At 38.9% G+C, this 15,385-nt stretch carries 14 protein-coding genes and 2 tRNA genes; 14 read left to right on the top strand and 2 right to left on the bottom strand.

Translation table 11 applies throughout. The features are described 5' to 3' along the window. The first annotated feature begins 59 nt into the window (after positions 1–59). The 8 genes from hslO (at position 60) to EYB29_RS07590 (ending at position 5,528) form a co-directional block, all read left to right on the top strand. Positions 60–932, top strand: coding sequence for an Hsp33 family molecular chaperone HslO (gene hslO / locus EYB29_RS07625; protein ID WP_166627028.1), 873 nt, complete (start codon positions 60–62; stop codon positions 930–932). A 70-nt stretch (positions 933–1,002) separates the two neighbouring features. Further along, on the top strand, positions 1,003–1,938 hold the full coding sequence (gene cysK, locus EYB29_RS07620) for a cysteine synthase A (RefSeq protein ID WP_026866175.1): 936 nt from the start codon (positions 1,003–1,005) through the stop codon (positions 1,936–1,938). Positions 1,939–2,088: 150 nt separating this feature from the next. Continuing rightward, the gene (gene folP, locus EYB29_RS07615) at positions 2,089–2,877 is read left to right on the top strand and encodes a dihydropteroate synthase (RefSeq protein WP_166627027.1); all 789 of its coding nucleotides are present in this window, start codon (positions 2,089–2,091) and stop codon (positions 2,875–2,877) included. Next, entirely contained in the window at positions 2,877–3,242 is a 366-nt protein-coding gene (gene folB / locus EYB29_RS07610; RefSeq protein ID WP_026866173.1) for a dihydroneopterin aldolase, read from the top strand. Before folP ends, folB begins: the two co-directional genes overlap by 1 nt. After that, positions 3,242–3,709 (top strand): 2-amino-4-hydroxy-6-hydroxymethyldihydropteridine diphosphokinase, encoded by a 468-nt coding sequence (gene folK / locus EYB29_RS07605; protein ID WP_026866172.1) that lies wholly within the window; start codon positions 3,242–3,244, stop codon positions 3,707–3,709. Before folB ends, folK begins: the two co-directional genes overlap by 1 nt. 22 nt (positions 3,710–3,731) lie before the next feature. Further along, on the top strand, positions 3,732–5,219 hold the full coding sequence (gene lysS / locus EYB29_RS07600; protein WP_166627026.1) for a lysine--tRNA ligase: 1,488 nt from the start codon (positions 3,732–3,734) through the stop codon (positions 5,217–5,219). Positions 5,220–5,351: 132 nt separating this feature from the next. Then, positions 5,352–5,426, top strand: a tRNA-Gly gene (locus tag EYB29_RS07595). A 28-nt stretch (positions 5,427–5,454) separates the two neighbouring features. Continuing rightward, positions 5,455–5,528: transfer RNA gene (locus tag EYB29_RS07590), tRNA-Ile, on the top strand. Between the two features lie 58 nt (positions 5,529–5,586). On the opposite strand, the gene EYB29_RS07585 is transcribed toward EYB29_RS07590, so the two are convergent. Then, the gene (locus EYB29_RS07585) at positions 5,587–6,909 is read right to left on the bottom strand and encodes a MurT ligase domain-containing protein (protein ID WP_166627025.1); all 1,323 of its coding nucleotides are present in this window, start codon (positions 6,907–6,909) and stop codon (positions 5,587–5,589) included. 118 nt (positions 6,910–7,027) lie between these two features. Between EYB29_RS07585 and EYB29_RS07580 the strand changes: the two genes are divergently transcribed. Next, positions 7,028–7,837, top strand: a complete 810-nt coding sequence (locus EYB29_RS07580; RefSeq protein WP_166627024.1) for a ZIP family metal transporter — start codon at positions 7,028–7,030, stop codon at positions 7,835–7,837. Between the two features lie 47 nt (positions 7,838–7,884). On the opposite strand, the gene EYB29_RS07575 is transcribed toward EYB29_RS07580, so the two are convergent. Beyond that, complete coding sequence (locus tag EYB29_RS07575; RefSeq protein WP_026866168.1) at positions 7,885–9,096, bottom strand: NupC/NupG family nucleoside CNT transporter; 1,212 nt, start codon at positions 9,094–9,096, stop codon at positions 7,885–7,887. A 213-nt stretch (positions 9,097–9,309) separates the two neighbouring features. Between EYB29_RS07575 and EYB29_RS07570 the strand changes: the two genes are divergently transcribed. From EYB29_RS07570 to radA, 5 genes are all read left to right on the top strand, one after another. Next, positions 9,310–9,777 (top strand): CtsR family transcriptional regulator, encoded by a 468-nt coding sequence (locus EYB29_RS07570; RefSeq protein WP_026866167.1) that lies wholly within the window; start codon positions 9,310–9,312, stop codon positions 9,775–9,777. Positions 9,778–9,781: 4 nt separating this feature from the next. Beyond that, entirely contained in the window at positions 9,782–10,297 is a 516-nt protein-coding gene (locus EYB29_RS07565; RefSeq protein ID WP_026866166.1) for a UvrB/UvrC motif-containing protein, read from the top strand. After that, entirely contained in the window at positions 10,287–11,303 is a 1,017-nt protein-coding gene (locus EYB29_RS07560; protein WP_035855726.1) for a protein arginine kinase, read from the top strand. The genes EYB29_RS07565 and EYB29_RS07560 overlap by 11 nt, the downstream gene beginning before the upstream one ends. Beyond that, a complete protein-coding gene (locus tag EYB29_RS07555; RefSeq protein WP_026866164.1) occupies positions 11,304–13,748 on the top strand; it encodes an ATP-dependent Clp protease ATP-binding subunit in 2,445 nt (814 codons plus the stop codon). A gap of 233 nt (positions 13,749–13,981) precedes the next feature. Then, positions 13,982–15,361 (top strand): DNA repair protein RadA, encoded by a 1,380-nt coding sequence (radA, locus tag EYB29_RS07550; RefSeq protein WP_026866163.1) that lies wholly within the window; start codon positions 13,982–13,984, stop codon positions 15,359–15,361. Positions 15,362–15,385: the final 24 nt, after the last annotated feature.

The following is a 15,385-nucleotide window of genomic DNA, read 5'->3' as shown; positions in this document are numbered from 1 at the left end:
CATGATAGTAAACTATGTTTATAAAAAATTTGATGTAAAAATCGTTTGGAGGAACGACTATGACAGACCACTTAATAAGAGGATTAGGATTAAATGATGAAGTAAGAATATTTGCTGTAGATACTACAGCTACTATAAATGAGGCAGTGCAGAGACATGTGGCTTACCCAACTGCAGCTGCAGCACTAGGTAGAGCGATGAGTGCAGGAGTAATGATGGGTGCTATGTTAAAAGGTGAAGACAAGAATACAATTACCATTGAGGGTGGTGGACCAATTGGTGCGATTGTTGTAGATAGTGATGCAAACGGTCATGTCAGAGGATACCTTGGTAATCCACAAGTCCACTTTGATTTAAATGATCAAGGAAAGCTTGATGTTAGACGAGCAGTTGGTACAAATGGTTACCTTAGAGTCGCTAAGAATATTGGTTTAAAAGATAACTTTGTTGGATCTACTGAGATTGTTTCTGGAGAATTAGGAGAGGACTTCTCTTATTACTTCTATGCGAGTGAACAAGTCCCATCTATTGTCGCTTTAGGCGTGCTTGTAAACCCGGATAACACAATTCAAGCAGCGGGTGGCTTTATAATCCAAGTTTTACCTTCAGCAAGTGAGGAAACGATTAACTGGCTTAATGAACGTGCCAAAGAAATGACGCCGGTTTCTAAACTGCTCGCTAAGGGTATGACACCGAACCAAATTATTGATGAAGCAATCGGTGAGGAAAATTGGAGACAACTGAGTGAGATGCCAGTTAGTTTTGAATGTAACTGTTCTAAAGAACGCTTTATTAATGCGATAAGTGCCTTAGACCCTAAAGAAATTATGTCTATGATTCAAGAAGATGGCGGTGCTGAAGCGGATTGTCATTTCTGCCGTAATAAAGAATGGATTACAAAAGAAGAGCTTCAAGCCCTTATCACACACTAATTAATTGAAAAATAGTAGGGATAATGTTATATTATTCATAGTTAAAAACTAGGAATAGGAGTGTTTGATTGTGAGTAATGTATATAACAATATTTTAGAAACAATTGGAAATACGCCTTTAGTGAAATTAAATAAGTTAACAGATGAAAATAGTGCAGATGTCTATGTAAAAGTTGAATTTATGAATCCAGGTAGTTCCGTAAAAGATCGTATCGCCTTAGCGATGATTGAAGCTGCAGAAGAAGCAGGCAAACTTAATGAAAACACGATTATTGTTGAACCAACCAGTGGTAACACGGGAATTGGTCTGGCAATGGTAGCAGCTGCAAAAGGGTACAAATCAGTTCTTGTTATGCCTGATACGATGAGTAAGGAACGTCGTAATCTATTACGTGCATATGGTGCAGAACTTGTCTTAACACCAGGTGCTGACGGTATGAAAGGTGCAATTAAAAAAGCTGGAGAACTTGCTGAGAAAGATGGATACTTCATGCCCCAACAGTTCGAAAACCCAGCAAACCCAGAAATCCACGAGAGAACGACTGGTAAAGAGCTAGTGGAACAAGCGAATAGTGCTGGCTTGTCTATAGATGCTTTCATCTCTGGTATTGGTACAGGTGGTACGATCACCGGTGCAGGTAAAGTGTTGAAGGATAACTTTAAAGATGTACAAGTGATTGCTGTTGAACCAACGGATTCAGCAATTCTAAGTGGTAAAGAACCAGGACCGCATAAGATTCAAGGGATTGGTGCTGGCTTTGTACCAACGACATTAGACACAGATATTTATGATGAAATCATTACGATTGAAAATGAAGAAGCAATGGATACTGCTCGTCAGTTAGGTAGAGAAGAAGGTATCCTTGGTGGAATTTCGTCTGGTGCTGCTGTCTTAGCAGGGCTTCAGACAGCCAAAAAACTAGGCAAAGGTAAAAATGTGGTCGTTGTACTACCATCAAACGGTGAGAGATATTTATCTACACCACTATTTAACTTTGAAGCTTAAGTCAATAATCTTAATCCAAACTAAAGAGCTTAGAGATCTATATGAACATAGATTTCTAAGCTTTTTTGTATGAGATTTTTAATCAGGCATGTACTTTTAAACATGTTATAATATGACTATTCAACAAATGTATAAGTAGAGGTTGGTATGATGGAAAAACTGAAGATAATGGGTATTTTAAACACAACACCAGACTCTTTTAGCGATGGTGGAAAATATGACTCTGTAGAGAAAGCCGTAGATCGTGCCAAGGAAATGGTAGAGGAGGGCGTCGATATTATAGACGTCGGTGGCTACTCTACACGACCTGGCTATAGTGAAATTACAGTGGAAACAGAGATAGAGCGGGTTGTCCCTGTCGTACAGGCGATTCGAGCAGCAGGTATAAAGACAGACATCTCTGTAGATACATTTCGCTCAGAAGTTGCAAGGGCAGCCTTAGAAAAGGGTGCAACGATGATTAATGATCAGTGGCGAGGTCTTTATGATGAAAAAATCTTAGATGTTGTTGCTGAATTCGATGCTGAAATATTCCTTATGCACAACAACAATCACGCTCAATATGAAGATGTGGTTAGTGAGATGATTGATGAGTTAAAATTATCAGCTGATAAAGCCCTTGAAGCTGGCGTTAAGAAAGAAAAAATTTGGCTGGATCCAGGTATCGGTTTTGTAAAATCTAGAGATGAAGAAATCGAGGTCATGCGTAACTTGGATGAACTCGTTAAAGAGGGATATCCTGTTTTACTCGCGACAAGCCGTAAACGTATGGTAAAAGAACTGATTGGTCATGATACAGATGCTGACGAACGGGACGCAGCAACCCTCGCAACAACGATTTTAGGCATTGATGCAGGTGTCGATGCTGTGAGAGTGCACAACGTAAAAATGAATAGGCAGGGTGCAGATGTCTATATGAAGTTAAAAGGTGAACTATAATGGATAAAATTCATATCAACGGTATTAAAACTTATGCTTATCATGGTGCAATAAAAGAAGAACGTGTGCTTGGTCAGTACTTTATTACTGACTTAGTAATTAGCTTAGATTTATCTCAAGCATCTTTGACGGATGATTTGAATGAAACGGTACATTACGGTGAAGTATACGAACTTGTTGAAAATATTGTTAAAGGTGATTCAGTGAGTTTAATTGAGCATTTAGCAGGGAAAATCAATGCCCAGCTATTTGACCGATATGCTAAAATAGTAGAGGTAGAAACTACGATTACTAAACCTAATCCACCGATAGATGGTAACTATGACAGTGTGGGTATTACCTTAAAAGGAAAGCGGGAAAGATAATGGCTATAGCGTATCTCGGACTCGGTAGTAATATCGGGGACAGAGAAGAGAGTTTAAGACAAGCCCTAAAAAAAATATCTGAAGTTCCTGGGATTACCGTTACTAAAATATCTTCAAGATATGAAACTAAACCATATGGTAAGACAGATCAGCCAGATTTTATAAATATGGCTGTAGAATTGGAGACAAATTTAACGCCTTTGGATTTGCTTGAAGTCGTACTTGGCATTGAACATGAACTTGGTCGTGTACGTAAGGAAACATGGGGTCCGAGGTCGATTGATATCGATGTACTCTTATACGAAGATTTGGAACTGGATTTAACAGATTTGAAGGTGCCTCATCCGGAAATGCACCTCCGTTCTTTTGTGATTGATCCGATGAGTGAGATTGCACCAAAAAGAGAACATCCAACTTTGAAAATGACAATCGAAGAAATTAAAAACAAATTAGATAACGAACAATAATGACTTTTAGGAGTGGAATATAGTGTCTGAAGAACTAAATGATCAGCTGGCTGTACGCCGCGAGAAAATGCAACAATTAAGAGAACAAGGATTAGATCCATTTGGTAAACGTTTTGACCGTTTACATTATGCTAATGAACTCGTTGAAGAGTGGGACCAGTTCTCAAAAGAAGAATTAGCAGAAAGAGAAGATGAGTCAGTAACAGCAATTGCTGGACGTATCATGACTAAGCGTGGCAAAGGTAAGGCTGGATTTGCACATATCCAAGATATCAACGGTCAGATTCAAATATACGTTAGAAAAGATCAAATTGGTGATGAAGCGTTTGAGGTATGGAACCAGGCAGATTTAGGTGATTTTGTTGGTGTTAAAGGACCGATGTTCAAAACGAATACGGGCGAATTATCGATTAAACCAACAGAGTTTACATTACTTACAAAAGCCCTTCGTCCACTTCCCGATAAATATCACGGTCTAAAAGATGTTGAAGAGCGTTATCGTAAACGTTACTTAGATTTAATTACAAGTAAAGAGTCTAGAGAAACATTTATTAAAAGAAGTAAAATTATACAAGAAATGCGTAACTACTTAAATGAGAATGAATTCTTAGAAGTAGAAACACCAATGATGCACTCAATCGCAGGTGGTGCGCAGGCACGTCCGTTCATTACTCATCACAATGCTTTAGATACAGATTTATATATGCGTATTGCCTTGGAGCTGCATTTAAAACGCCTCGTAATCGGAGGTATTGAGAAAGTCTATGAAATTGGTCGCGTGTTTAGAAATGAAGGGGTATCTACAAGACATAACCCTGAGTTCACAATGATGGAACTATATGAAGCTTATGCTGATTACAGAGACATTATGACTTTAACAGAAGAGATGATTGCTTATATTGCTGAGAAAGTGAATGGGACGACTAAAGTTGTGTATGATGGTGAAGAGATTGACTTAGCACCAGAGTGGAAACGCGTGCACATGGTAGATATCGTTAATGAATATACAGGGGTTAACTTCTATGATATTAATTCAGTAGAAGAAGCAAGAGAAGCAGCTAAGGCACACAATGTAGAAATTGGTGACAACATGCAGTATGGTCACATTCTAAATGAATTCTTTGAACAAAAAGTAGAAGAAGAATTAGTGCAACCGACCTTTGTATACGGCCATCCTGTAGAGATTTCACCGTTAGCTAAGAAAAATGATGAGGATCCTAGATTCACTGATAGATTTGAGTTATTTATCGTTAGACGTGAACATGCCAATGCGTTTACAGAGTTAAATGATCCGATTGATCAGCGTGAGCGCTTTGAAGCACAAGTTGCTGAGCGTGATCAAGGTAATGATGAAGCGCATGAAATGGATGAAGACTACCTAGAGGCGATGGAATACGGTTTACCACCAACAGGTGGACTGGGTATCGGAATTGATAGATTAGTAATGTTACTGACAGACTCAGCTTCAATCCGTGATGTTTTATTGTTCCCTTCAATGAGAGAAAGATAAGAAAAATCGTACTTATTCTTAAAGAATAAGTACGATTTTTGTAATTATTAATTTTGTGTAAAAATTGGTTGACAATTTAGGTGGTTATCGCTAAAATAATTAATAGTTTGATTTTGCTGCTATACATATTATGCGGAAGTAGTTCAGTGATAGAACATCACCTTGCCAAGGTGGGGGTCGCGGGTTTGAATCCCGTCTTCCGCTCCATTTTATTTTTTTGCTTTTTTCCATATAAGGGCCTATAGCTCAGCTGGTTAGAGCGCACGCCTGATAAGCGTGAGGTCGGTGGTTCGAGTCCACTTAGGCCCACTAATATAAAAGGTCACTGATGAGTTTTCATCAGTGACCTTTTTGTTTAGAGTGAACTTTATTTAATGTGACCTTTTTCTATTAATGCTTTACGAATCTCAAGCATAGCAGTATAGGTGGCGATCATGTGGATTTTTGTCGTCGGTGCTTTTTCAATAGCTTCTACAACATTTTCTAGTGTACCAGCACTATAAAGTATTGAGGAATCGAATCCAGCAGTGAGCAAGCGATCTGTCATCTTATCGACTGCGATACCACCAGTAATTATTTGTTTGATGTCTAAGTCAGTTAGGGATTCAAAGTTTGTATCAGCTAACCAAGATAGGTCGACACCGTCTGCTGGTCGGTTGTTCAAGAGTGATACAAAAGTAAATGGTTCTTTTTCAAGTTTAATAAGATTCAATACCTGATCTAACCCTACTGGGTTTTTAACAACATTAAGGACGATTTTCTTATCGTATGCGACGATGACTTCTTGGCGACCGAAAACACGTTCATTGACATTAAATGCATCGACAATATCTTCTTTTGGAACATCAAAATGACGACCGACCGAGTAGGCTGCTAGGGCATTGTATATGTTGTATATTCCCGCATTATGCAGAGTGTATGTGTGATGGTCGATCGTAAATGTGGAATGCGTAACATCTAATTCTTTGACCGAAGTGACTCTATGGTCTAATTCAGGGCGTTTATACCCACAAGATGAACATGAATAGTCTCCAAGGTTTGCATAAGTATAAATTGTATACTCTAAATCATGTCCACAGTTTGGGCAGGCTGTGTCTGCTTTTGATTGGTTCCCTGTATCAACATTTGTGTCAAACCCAAAGAATTTTCTGCTGTTAGGTAGTGCGACAGAATTAAATAACGGTAAATCACCATTTGCTATAACAGTAGCATCTGGGGTACTGTTTGCAGCGTCTGTTAGCAACTCATATATTTTTTCTATTGAACCGTAACGATCGAGCTGGTCTGCAAATATGTTAGTATGTAGAAATACTTTAGGTTGTAATTCTTCTACAACATTTTTTAAGGATCCCTCGTCAACTTCTAAGACAGCAATGGCATCTTTTGTCACTCGCGGTGCATTCAGGAAGGCACCAACGATGCCTTGCTTCATGTTAGAACCTGCCTTATTAGTAATTACATTGTTATACTTCTTCGATAAAACACTTGTCGTTAGTGTCGTTGTTAAGGTTTTACCGTTCGTCCCAGTTACAACGACAACATCGTAAGACGCTGCTAAGTTTTTTAGCAGGTTTTTGTCGATTGATAAGGCAACCTTACCTGGTAAGCTGCTGCCTCCATTTGTATATCTCGTTAGGAAATAACTTAATGTTTTTCCGACGTTCTTGGCAATAGTGGATTTAATTGTCATTCGTAGCGCTCCTTTAAGTTCCTTATGAGAAACCATTATATCATTCAGTTTTAATAGGTACTATAATTTTTTGGAAAGCGTTATAATTATTATTAAGAAAATTCTAAGGAGAATGAATATGTTAGATTATCTAATGACCTTGGACCCTTGGCTACAGGCACTTATAGCAACCTTGTTCACATGGACAATGACGGGGCTCGGTGCAGCAGTTGTCTTTTTAACTAAAGGTGTTAGTGAAAACTTTTTAAATATCACGCTTGGCTTTGCAGGCGGTATCATGGTGGCCGCGAGTTTTTGGTCGCTTTTATCACCTGCGATTGATGCGAGTGCAGATAATCCAATAGGAGAATGGTTCCCTGCTTTAATCGGCTTTTTAGGCGGTGCCTTATTTATTTACTTCTTCGATAAAATTATCCCTCACCGTCATAGGGGAGAACACACTGCTGAGGGGCTTACAGTTGCTAGCTCCAGAAGAAGTACCTTACTAGTAACATCCTTAACACTTCACAATATTCCTGAAGGACTCTCTATCGGTATTCTCTTCGGTGCAGCAGGGTTGAGTCAAGATCCAGTCATGATTGCCAGTGCACTTACCTTAGCAGTAGGGATTGGTCTACAAAATATCCCAGAAGGTACTGCAGTTTCCATGCCGTTAAGAGCAGAGGGTGCATCTAAATTTCGAGCATTCTTTTGGGGCTGGATGTCAGCAATCGTTGAGCCGATGGCAGCACTTGTTGGTGTCTTGCTTGTGGCCTCAATGGAGCCAGTATTGCCGTATGCTTTAGCTGCAGGTGCAGGTGCAATGATATTTGTGGTGGTGGAGGAAGTTATTCCAAGCACACAAAAAAATGGTCATTCCGATGCAGCAGTCTTTGCATTCCTGATTGGATTTTCTGTGATGATGGTATTAGACGTAGCTTTAGGATAACAAAAAAGCCTCTAGGGTCTTCCCTAGAGGCTTAAAATTTATAAATTTTAATAGAAGAAACCGATGATTACAGAGCTTAAGATAGATACAAGAGTCGCACCGTATACTAGTTTAAGGCCGAATCTCGCAACTTTGTCTCCGCTCTCACCGTGAAGTCCTTTAACAGAACCAGCGATGATACCGATTGAACCAAAGTTAGCAAATGAGATTAAGAATACTGAAATCATTGCTTGTGTCTTCTCAGAAAGTCCTTCTGCAACATTTATGAATTCAAGAATTGCAACAAATTCGTTAGTGATTAACTTAGTTGCCATTAATGAACCGGCAGTTTGTGCCTCAGCCCAAGGAATACCCATTAGGAAGGCAACTGGCATAAAGATGTAGCCCAAGATATCTTGGAATGAAAGGTTTGAACCAGGAATTAATAAGAAAATCTGGTTCAGTAAACCGATTAGAGCGATGAAACCAATTAACATCGAACCAACGACGAGTACGATTTTACCACCATCGATGATGTAATCACCAAGGACTTGGAAGAAAGATTTACCTTTTTCTGGATTAGTTGAGATTTCAATGTCACCATCTTCGATAACTTCATCATATGGATTGATGATGTGTACGATGATGTAAACACTGAATAAGTTCAGTACAATCGCAATGATGACAAATTGAGGGTCTAACATTGTAAAGAATGCGCCGACAATAGAAAGTGAAATTGAACTCATTGCCTGTGCAGCTAATGTATATAAACGACGTGTTGTAAGCTTAGGCAGCTGATTTTTAAGAGATACGAATACCTCTGACTGTCCAAGCATCATAGATGCCGCACCATTGTATGACTCGATGTATGGCATTCCAGTAATCTTAGTCAGTAAGAAGCCTAATCCTTTTATGATGAAAGGTAAGATTCTAGTGTAAGAAAGAATACCGATAATTGCTGAGATAAAGATGATCGGTATAAGCACGTTGAATAGGAATACATCAACTGGTTCGCCTTCCGCGTTCGTCATCAAATCTCCAAACACAAATTGTGCACCTTCTCTTGCATATCCTAGTAAGTAGTCGAAACCGTTCGCTAAACCAAGGATAATCGTTTGTCCACCCGTAGTGTTAAGGAATAAGAACGTAGCGATAAACTGTAATGCAACTAATATTAATATGTTCTTCCAATGTTTGAACGCAAGTTTTTTGTTGCTACTTGCAATCCAAGCAAGAAAGACAGTGAATAGTATACCAACTATTCCCATTACAATACTCATTGTGAAAGCCTCCAAAAATTATTATGTAAGAAATATTGAAAATGATTTCATTTGTAAATTATATACCAAATGATACATTTATGCGATACTAAATTATTATAATGCAACCGGTTCCAAAAATAAACCCTTTTAATTAAAAATAAACATGTTATTTGCCAATTTTGTTCACAACTTGTATACTTTAGTCAAAGTAGGTCAAGGGAGAGTGATGAGATGCGTAATATGTCGGATATTATTGAAAAATATTTAAAAGAAATGATTGAGAAATCCGGTAACGAAGTCGTTGAAATAAAACGTGCGCACATCGCTGAAAAATTTGATTGCGTACCGTCGCAGTTAAACTATGTTATCAAAACGCGTTTTACAAATGAACATGGCTACGTCGTTGAAAGTAAACGTGGCGGTGGCGGCTATATAAGAATCACCAAAGTAGAAACACATTCTGAGACAGAATACTTAGCGCACTTACAAAATCTTATTGGGGATAACATATCTCAGTTGAATGCGGGTCACCTTGTTCAATCAATGTTTGAAAATGGTGTTATTACCTATAGAGAAGCACAGATCATCGATGCTGTTATGGAAAGAGAAGTTCTATCCATTGAGTTACCTTATAGAGACCGCTTAAGAGCGAAAATTTTACGCCGTGTAATCACGGCAATACTGTACGCTAAGGAGTGAATATATGAAGTGTGAGATATGTAACGAAAATGAAGCCACAGTCCATATTTCGGAAGACTTAGGTCTTGCTCAAAATGTACGGTATTTGTGTGAGCAGTGTGCTGAAAAATCGCTACACGTGAATGACTATCAAGTGGATAATCCTTTTGACATCCATACATTACTGAAGATGTTAGCGGCTAATGCAGAGAAAAAAGAGGTTGAAGTTGAAGCGCCTGAATGTCCATCATGTGGTTCAACATTAAGAAGCGTCGTCGACAATGGCTTGTTTGGTTGTAGTTATTGCTATGACTACTTCGGCGAATACGTACCTCAAATTGTTGAACGTGTGCAGCTGAACCAAAATAGACATCTTGGGAAGATTCCTCATCAAAAAGTAGATGCACTGCGCCTCAAAAGAGACATAGAGTCCTTACAACAGAGACTAGATGACAAGGTGAAAACCCAGGCCTTTGAAGAAGCAGCGGTGATTAGAGACCAGATTCAGGCACTGAAGGATGGTGAGTCACATGGAGAATAATATTAGTAAGTGGCTCAATAGAACAGCAGTCACTGATATTGAACTTTCCTCACGTGTGAGGCTAGCACGGAATATTAATGGTGTACCTTTCACACATATGCTTGAAGATGATGAAGACATCACAGCGCTTGGTAAAATAGTAGAGAAAACTTTACCTAATTTGACTCGTCTCCGCTTATCTGAATTTACTGATGTAGGCCGTGCCTTATTGGTCGAAAAGCATTTGATTAGTCCTAGATTTTCACAAAATGGAGAAAGTGTCTTCATCAATGAAGAGGAAGACGTGTCGGTGATGATTGGTGAGGAAGATCATTTACGAATTCAAAGTCTCGGTGTAAATGAATCCCTTGAGTCGCTATACGAGAAAGCAAGTGCTATAGATGATACATTAGAGAGTAAGATAGAGTATGCATTTGATGAACGATACGGCTATCTTACAGCTTGCCCGACTAATCTAGGGACAGGAATGAGAGCCTCTATAATGCTGCATTTACCTGCCTTGACAGCCTTGAAAAGAATTCAACGTTTTCATAATAATTTAACGCGCTTTGGTTTTACTTTACGAGGTATATACGGGGAAGGGTCTAAGCCCATTGGTTCTGTTTACCAGTTATCGAATCAAGTGACGCTTGGTTTTAGTGAAACAGATATCATTGAAAATTTGACAGAATTAAAAGAACGCATTATTGAAGAAGAACGTAGCGCAAGAGAGCAATTAAAAACTTTAGAAACCTGTGACGCTGTCAATCGTTCTTTTGGTATTCTACAATACGCCTACAAATTACCTTTAAAAGAAGCAGCAATGCATTTGAGTAATGTGAAACTAGGGATTGATTTAGGCTATATAGATTTTGACCGTTTTAACTTTCAAGCATGGTTTCAACAAATCCAACCGGCTTTTATTAGCCAAAAACTGAATGAATTTGAATATGACACTAGTCGACCAAATAATCAGCACGAAAGATTACGGGCGACACTGACACGCGAACTATTAGGAGGGAAATAGATGCTATTTGGAAAACTGACAGAGCGAGCACAAAAAGTACTCGCATTTGCCCAAGAAGAAGCGATCACACTTAAAAACTCTAATATCGGTACAGAACATTTACTATTAGGTTTGGTAAAAGAAAAAGAAGGCATCGCTGCAAAAGTTCTAGCATCGTTTAATATCGATGAACAACGAGTTAATGAAGAAGTGCACAATTTAATAACAACGGGTACAGAAAAAGCATCATCGATTCACTATACACCGCGTGCTAAAAAAGTAATTGAGTTATCTATGGATGAAGCTCGTAAACTACATCACAATTTTGTAGGTACAGAACACTTACTATTAGGCCTGATTCGTGAGAGTGAGGGCGTGGCAGCGAGAGTATTGGCTAATCTTGACTTAAATATTACTAAAGCACGTGCAGCAGTGATTAAAATGCTTGGTAATCCAGAAGCTTTCCAGTCACATTCAAGTGTCCAAAAAGATACAAATACGCCGACATTAGACTCTTTGGCACGTGACTTAACTCAAATGGCCAGAGAGAGTCAGTTAGATCCAGTGATTGGTCGTTCTAGTGAGATTACACGTGTTATAGAAGTGCTAAGCCGTAGAACGAAGAACAATCCCGTGTTAATTGGTGAACCTGGTGTTGGTAAAACAGCTGTGGCTGAAGGCCTAGCCCAAGCAGTGATTAACAGTGAAGTGCCTGAAAACTTAAAAGATAAACGCGTGATGTCTCTAGATATGGGGACTGTTGTTGCAGGTACGAAGTACCGTGGTGAATTTGAAGAGAGAATGAAGAAAGTAATGGATGAAATCCATAAGGCTGGTAACGTTGTACTATTTATTGATGAGTTACACACACTAATCGGTGCGGGGGGAGCTGAAGGTGCGATCGATGCATCTAACATTCTTAAACCAGCTCTTGCACGTGGCGAACTGCAGTGTATCGGTGCGACAACTTTAGATGAATTCCGTAAACACATTGAAAAAGATGCGGCATTAGAACGTCGTTTCCAGCCGGTAATGGTCGATGAGCCTAAGGCAGAAGATGCCGTGTTGATCCTAAAAGGCCTACGTGATCGTTACGAGGCGCACCACCGCATTAATATTACAGATGAAGCACTGGAAGCGGCAGTTCGTATGAGCAGCCGCTATATTCAGGACCGTTTCTTACCTGATAAGGCAATTGATTTAATTGATGAAGCTTCATCTAAGGTTAGACTAAGAAGTTATTCTACACCTCCAGATCTTAAAGACTTAGAGACGCGTTTAGAAGCAGTGAAAAAGGAAAAAGATGCGGCGGTTCAAAGCCAAGAATTTGAAGCAGCAGCAAACTTTAGAGATCAACAAACAAAAATTGAAAATGAAGTTAAAGAATGTGAAGAAAACTGGAAGAAACAACAGGGTCAATCTTCACAATCAGTTACAGCAAGTGATATTGAGCTTGTAGTCGCTGGTATTACAGGTATTCCATTATCTAAGATTGCTGAAGACGAGTCGGATAGACTGATGAATCTTGAATCCATTCTACACGAGCGTGTGATCGGACAGGATTCTGCAGTAAAATCGATATCTAAGGCAGTAAGACGTGCGCGTGCTGGACTGAAAGATCCTAAGCGTCCAATCGGTAGTTTCATCTTCTTAGGACCGACAGGTGTCGGTAAAACTGAACTCGCTAGAGCCTTAAGTGAAACAATGTTTGGTGAAGAAGATGCGATGATTCGAGTAGACATGAGTGAATATATGGAGAAACATTCCGTATCTCGTTTAGTTGGTTCGCCTCCAGGCTATGTAGGCTATGATGATGGGGGACAATTAACCGAAAGAGTAAGAAGAAAACCATACTCTCTTATACTCTTCGATGAAATTGAAAAAGCGCACCCTGATGTGTTTAACTTGCTCTTACAAGTGTTAGATGATGGACGTTTAACAGACTCTAACGGACGCATGGTGGATTTCCGCAATACAATTATTGTTATGACATCAAATGTAGGTGCGAGAGAATTACAAGATCAGAGATTCGTAGGCTTTGGTGGTCCAGAGGCTGAAAGCTATGAAAATATTAGAAGTACAATGATGAAAGAATTGAAGAATACCTTTAGACCAGAATTCATTAACCGAATTGATGACATTATTGTCTTCCACAAACTTGAGAAAGAACATCTTAAAGAAATTGTTAGCTTGATGATTGATACTTTAAGAGCGAGATTAACTGACCAGAATATTCATATTGAGGTTACAGATCGAGCGACTGAGCGTATTGTTGAAGAAGGTTACGATCCGGAATATGGGGCGAGACCTTTGTCTAGAAGTATTCAAAAGAATATAGAAGATACTCTAAGTGAATCATTACTATCAGGTGAAAGTTTTGAGAATAAACTTGTTACAGTGGATTATGTTGATGATGCATTCAAAGTCACAACAGAAGACAAAGTTAACGAAACTGTTGAACAGTAATCCTGGATAGATTTTAATAAGCATCTCTGACTCATGATATATTCCCTCTTATGTAGACACTTAAAAAGTGAATACTTAAGAGGGATATTTTATAACTAGTAATATAATTTTACTTTTGTGAATTACTCAACAAAATTCTATAAAAGTCTTTAACTGTAAGGTTTTAGCCTTTTAAAACATGTAGATAAATAATACAATAGTAAAAGAAATACAATGGGGGAGTGTATACACGAATGGCAAAACCAAAAGTTACTTTTGAGTGTATGGCATGTGGTTATGAAACACCTAAATGGATGGGTAAATGTCCAAATTGCGGTGCGTGGAATCAGCTTGAAGAAAAAATTGTACATAAAGAAACCGTTAGTGGTCGAGGGACGCTCGGAAAAAATAAGATAGATGAGCGTAGTAAAGCATCTAAATTAAGTACCATTGAAAAGAAAGTCACACCAAGAACAACTACGCGTTCTGGGGAATTCGATAGAGTGCTCGGTGGTGGTATTGTTAATGGATCGCTTATTTTAATTGGTGGTGACCCAGGTATAGGGAAGTCCACTATTCTCTTACAGACTGCATTAATTCTAGCTGAAAACCATAACGTTTTATACGTATCTGGGGAGGAATCTCTAGAGCAGATTAAAATGCGTGCAGACCGCATTACCTCAAAACCATCCAATTTAACAGTCTTTTGTGAGACAAACCTTTTGTATATTCATGATGAAATTAAAAAGATCCAACCAGATTATTTGATTATCGACTCAATTCAGACTGTCTTTCACCCAGACGTTACAAGCGCACCAGGTTCAGTGGCACAAGTGAGAGAGAGTACACAGTCTATTATGAATATCGCTAAGGGCAATAATATTGCAACCTTTATAGTTGGACATGTCACAAAGGATGGACAGATTGCAGGTCCTAGATTGCTTGAACATATGGTTGATACTGTACTCTATTTTGAAGGGGATCAGCATCATACTTATCGTATCTTAAGAGCAGTGAAAAACAGGTTTGGTTCAACAAATGAGATGGGTATTTTTGAGATGAAAGCGAGTGGTTTAGAAGAGGTGTTAAACCCTTCTGAAATCTTCTTGGAAGAACGTTCGAAAAATGCGCCAGGATCAGCTATTGTTGCCACTATGGAGGGTACGAGAGCGATGCTAGTAGAAGTACAATCCCTTGTTACGCCTACCCACTTTCACAATCCAAGACGCATGGCAACCGGTATCGATACTAACCGTCTATCGCTACTTATGGCAGTGTTAGAAAAATCGGAAGGTCTGCTGATGCAGCAACATGATGCTTATATTAAAGTAGCAGGTGGTGTGAAATTAGACGAACCTGCAGTAGACTTAAGTATAGTCATCAGTATTGCATCAAGTTTTCAAAACATTGCTGTACGAGGAGATGATTGTTTCATTGGTGAAGTTGGCTTAACTGGGGAAATCAGACGTGTGACAAAGATCGAACAGAGGCTACAAGAAGCGGCAAAACTTGGCTTCAAAAGAGCTATTGTTCCTCAGTCCAATTTAAGTGGGGTCCAAGTACCTGATGGTTTAGAAGTGTTGGGTGTTAAGACTTTAAAACAAGCATTGAGACATACAAAATTTAATGATTAATTTTAAAAAAGCTTAAGAGAGGAG

It is taken from the genome of Jeotgalicoccus sp. S0W5, assembly GCF_011634875.1.
Classification (GTDB): domain Bacteria; phylum Bacillota; class Bacilli; order Staphylococcales; family Salinicoccaceae; genus Jeotgalicoccus; species Jeotgalicoccus marinus.
This window is presented reverse-complemented; position numbering and strand designations above follow the sequence as displayed.

What these genes read in the sequence shown, in the direction of transcription:
- hslO (WP_166627028.1), top strand. Translation starts at nt 60, where the DNA reads ATGACAGACCACTTAATAAGAGGATTAGGATTAAATGATGAAGTAAGA.
- folP (WP_166627027.1), top strand. Translation starts at nt 2,089, where the DNA reads ATGGAAAAACTGAAGATAATGGGTATTTTAAACACAACACCAGACTCT.
- folB (WP_026866173.1), top strand. Translation starts at nt 2,877, where the DNA reads ATGGATAAAATTCATATCAACGGTATTAAAACTTATGCTTATCATGGT.
- folK (WP_026866172.1), top strand. Translation starts at nt 3,242, where the DNA reads ATGGCTATAGCGTATCTCGGACTCGGTAGTAATATCGGGGACAGAGAA.
- EYB29_RS07585 (WP_166627025.1), bottom strand. Translation starts at nt 6,909, where the DNA reads ATGACAATTAAATCCACTATTGCCAAGAACGTCGGAAAAACATTAAGT.
- EYB29_RS07580 (WP_166627024.1), top strand. Translation starts at nt 7,028, where the DNA reads ATGTTAGATTATCTAATGACCTTGGACCCTTGGCTACAGGCACTTATA.
- EYB29_RS07575 (WP_026866168.1), bottom strand. Translation starts at nt 9,096, where the DNA reads ATGAGTATTGTAATGGGAATAGTTGGTATACTATTCACTGTCTTTCTT.
- EYB29_RS07570 (WP_026866167.1), top strand. Translation starts at nt 9,310, where the DNA reads ATGCGTAATATGTCGGATATTATTGAAAAATATTTAAAAGAAATGATT.
- EYB29_RS07565 (WP_026866166.1), top strand. Translation starts at nt 9,782, where the DNA reads ATGAAGTGTGAGATATGTAACGAAAATGAAGCCACAGTCCATATTTCG.
- EYB29_RS07560 (WP_035855726.1), top strand. Translation starts at nt 10,287, where the DNA reads ATGGAGAATAATATTAGTAAGTGGCTCAATAGAACAGCAGTCACTGAT.
- EYB29_RS07555 (WP_026866164.1), top strand. Translation starts at nt 11,304, where the DNA reads ATGCTATTTGGAAAACTGACAGAGCGAGCACAAAAAGTACTCGCATTT.
- radA (WP_026866163.1), top strand. Translation starts at nt 13,982, where the DNA reads ATGGCAAAACCAAAAGTTACTTTTGAGTGTATGGCATGTGGTTATGAA.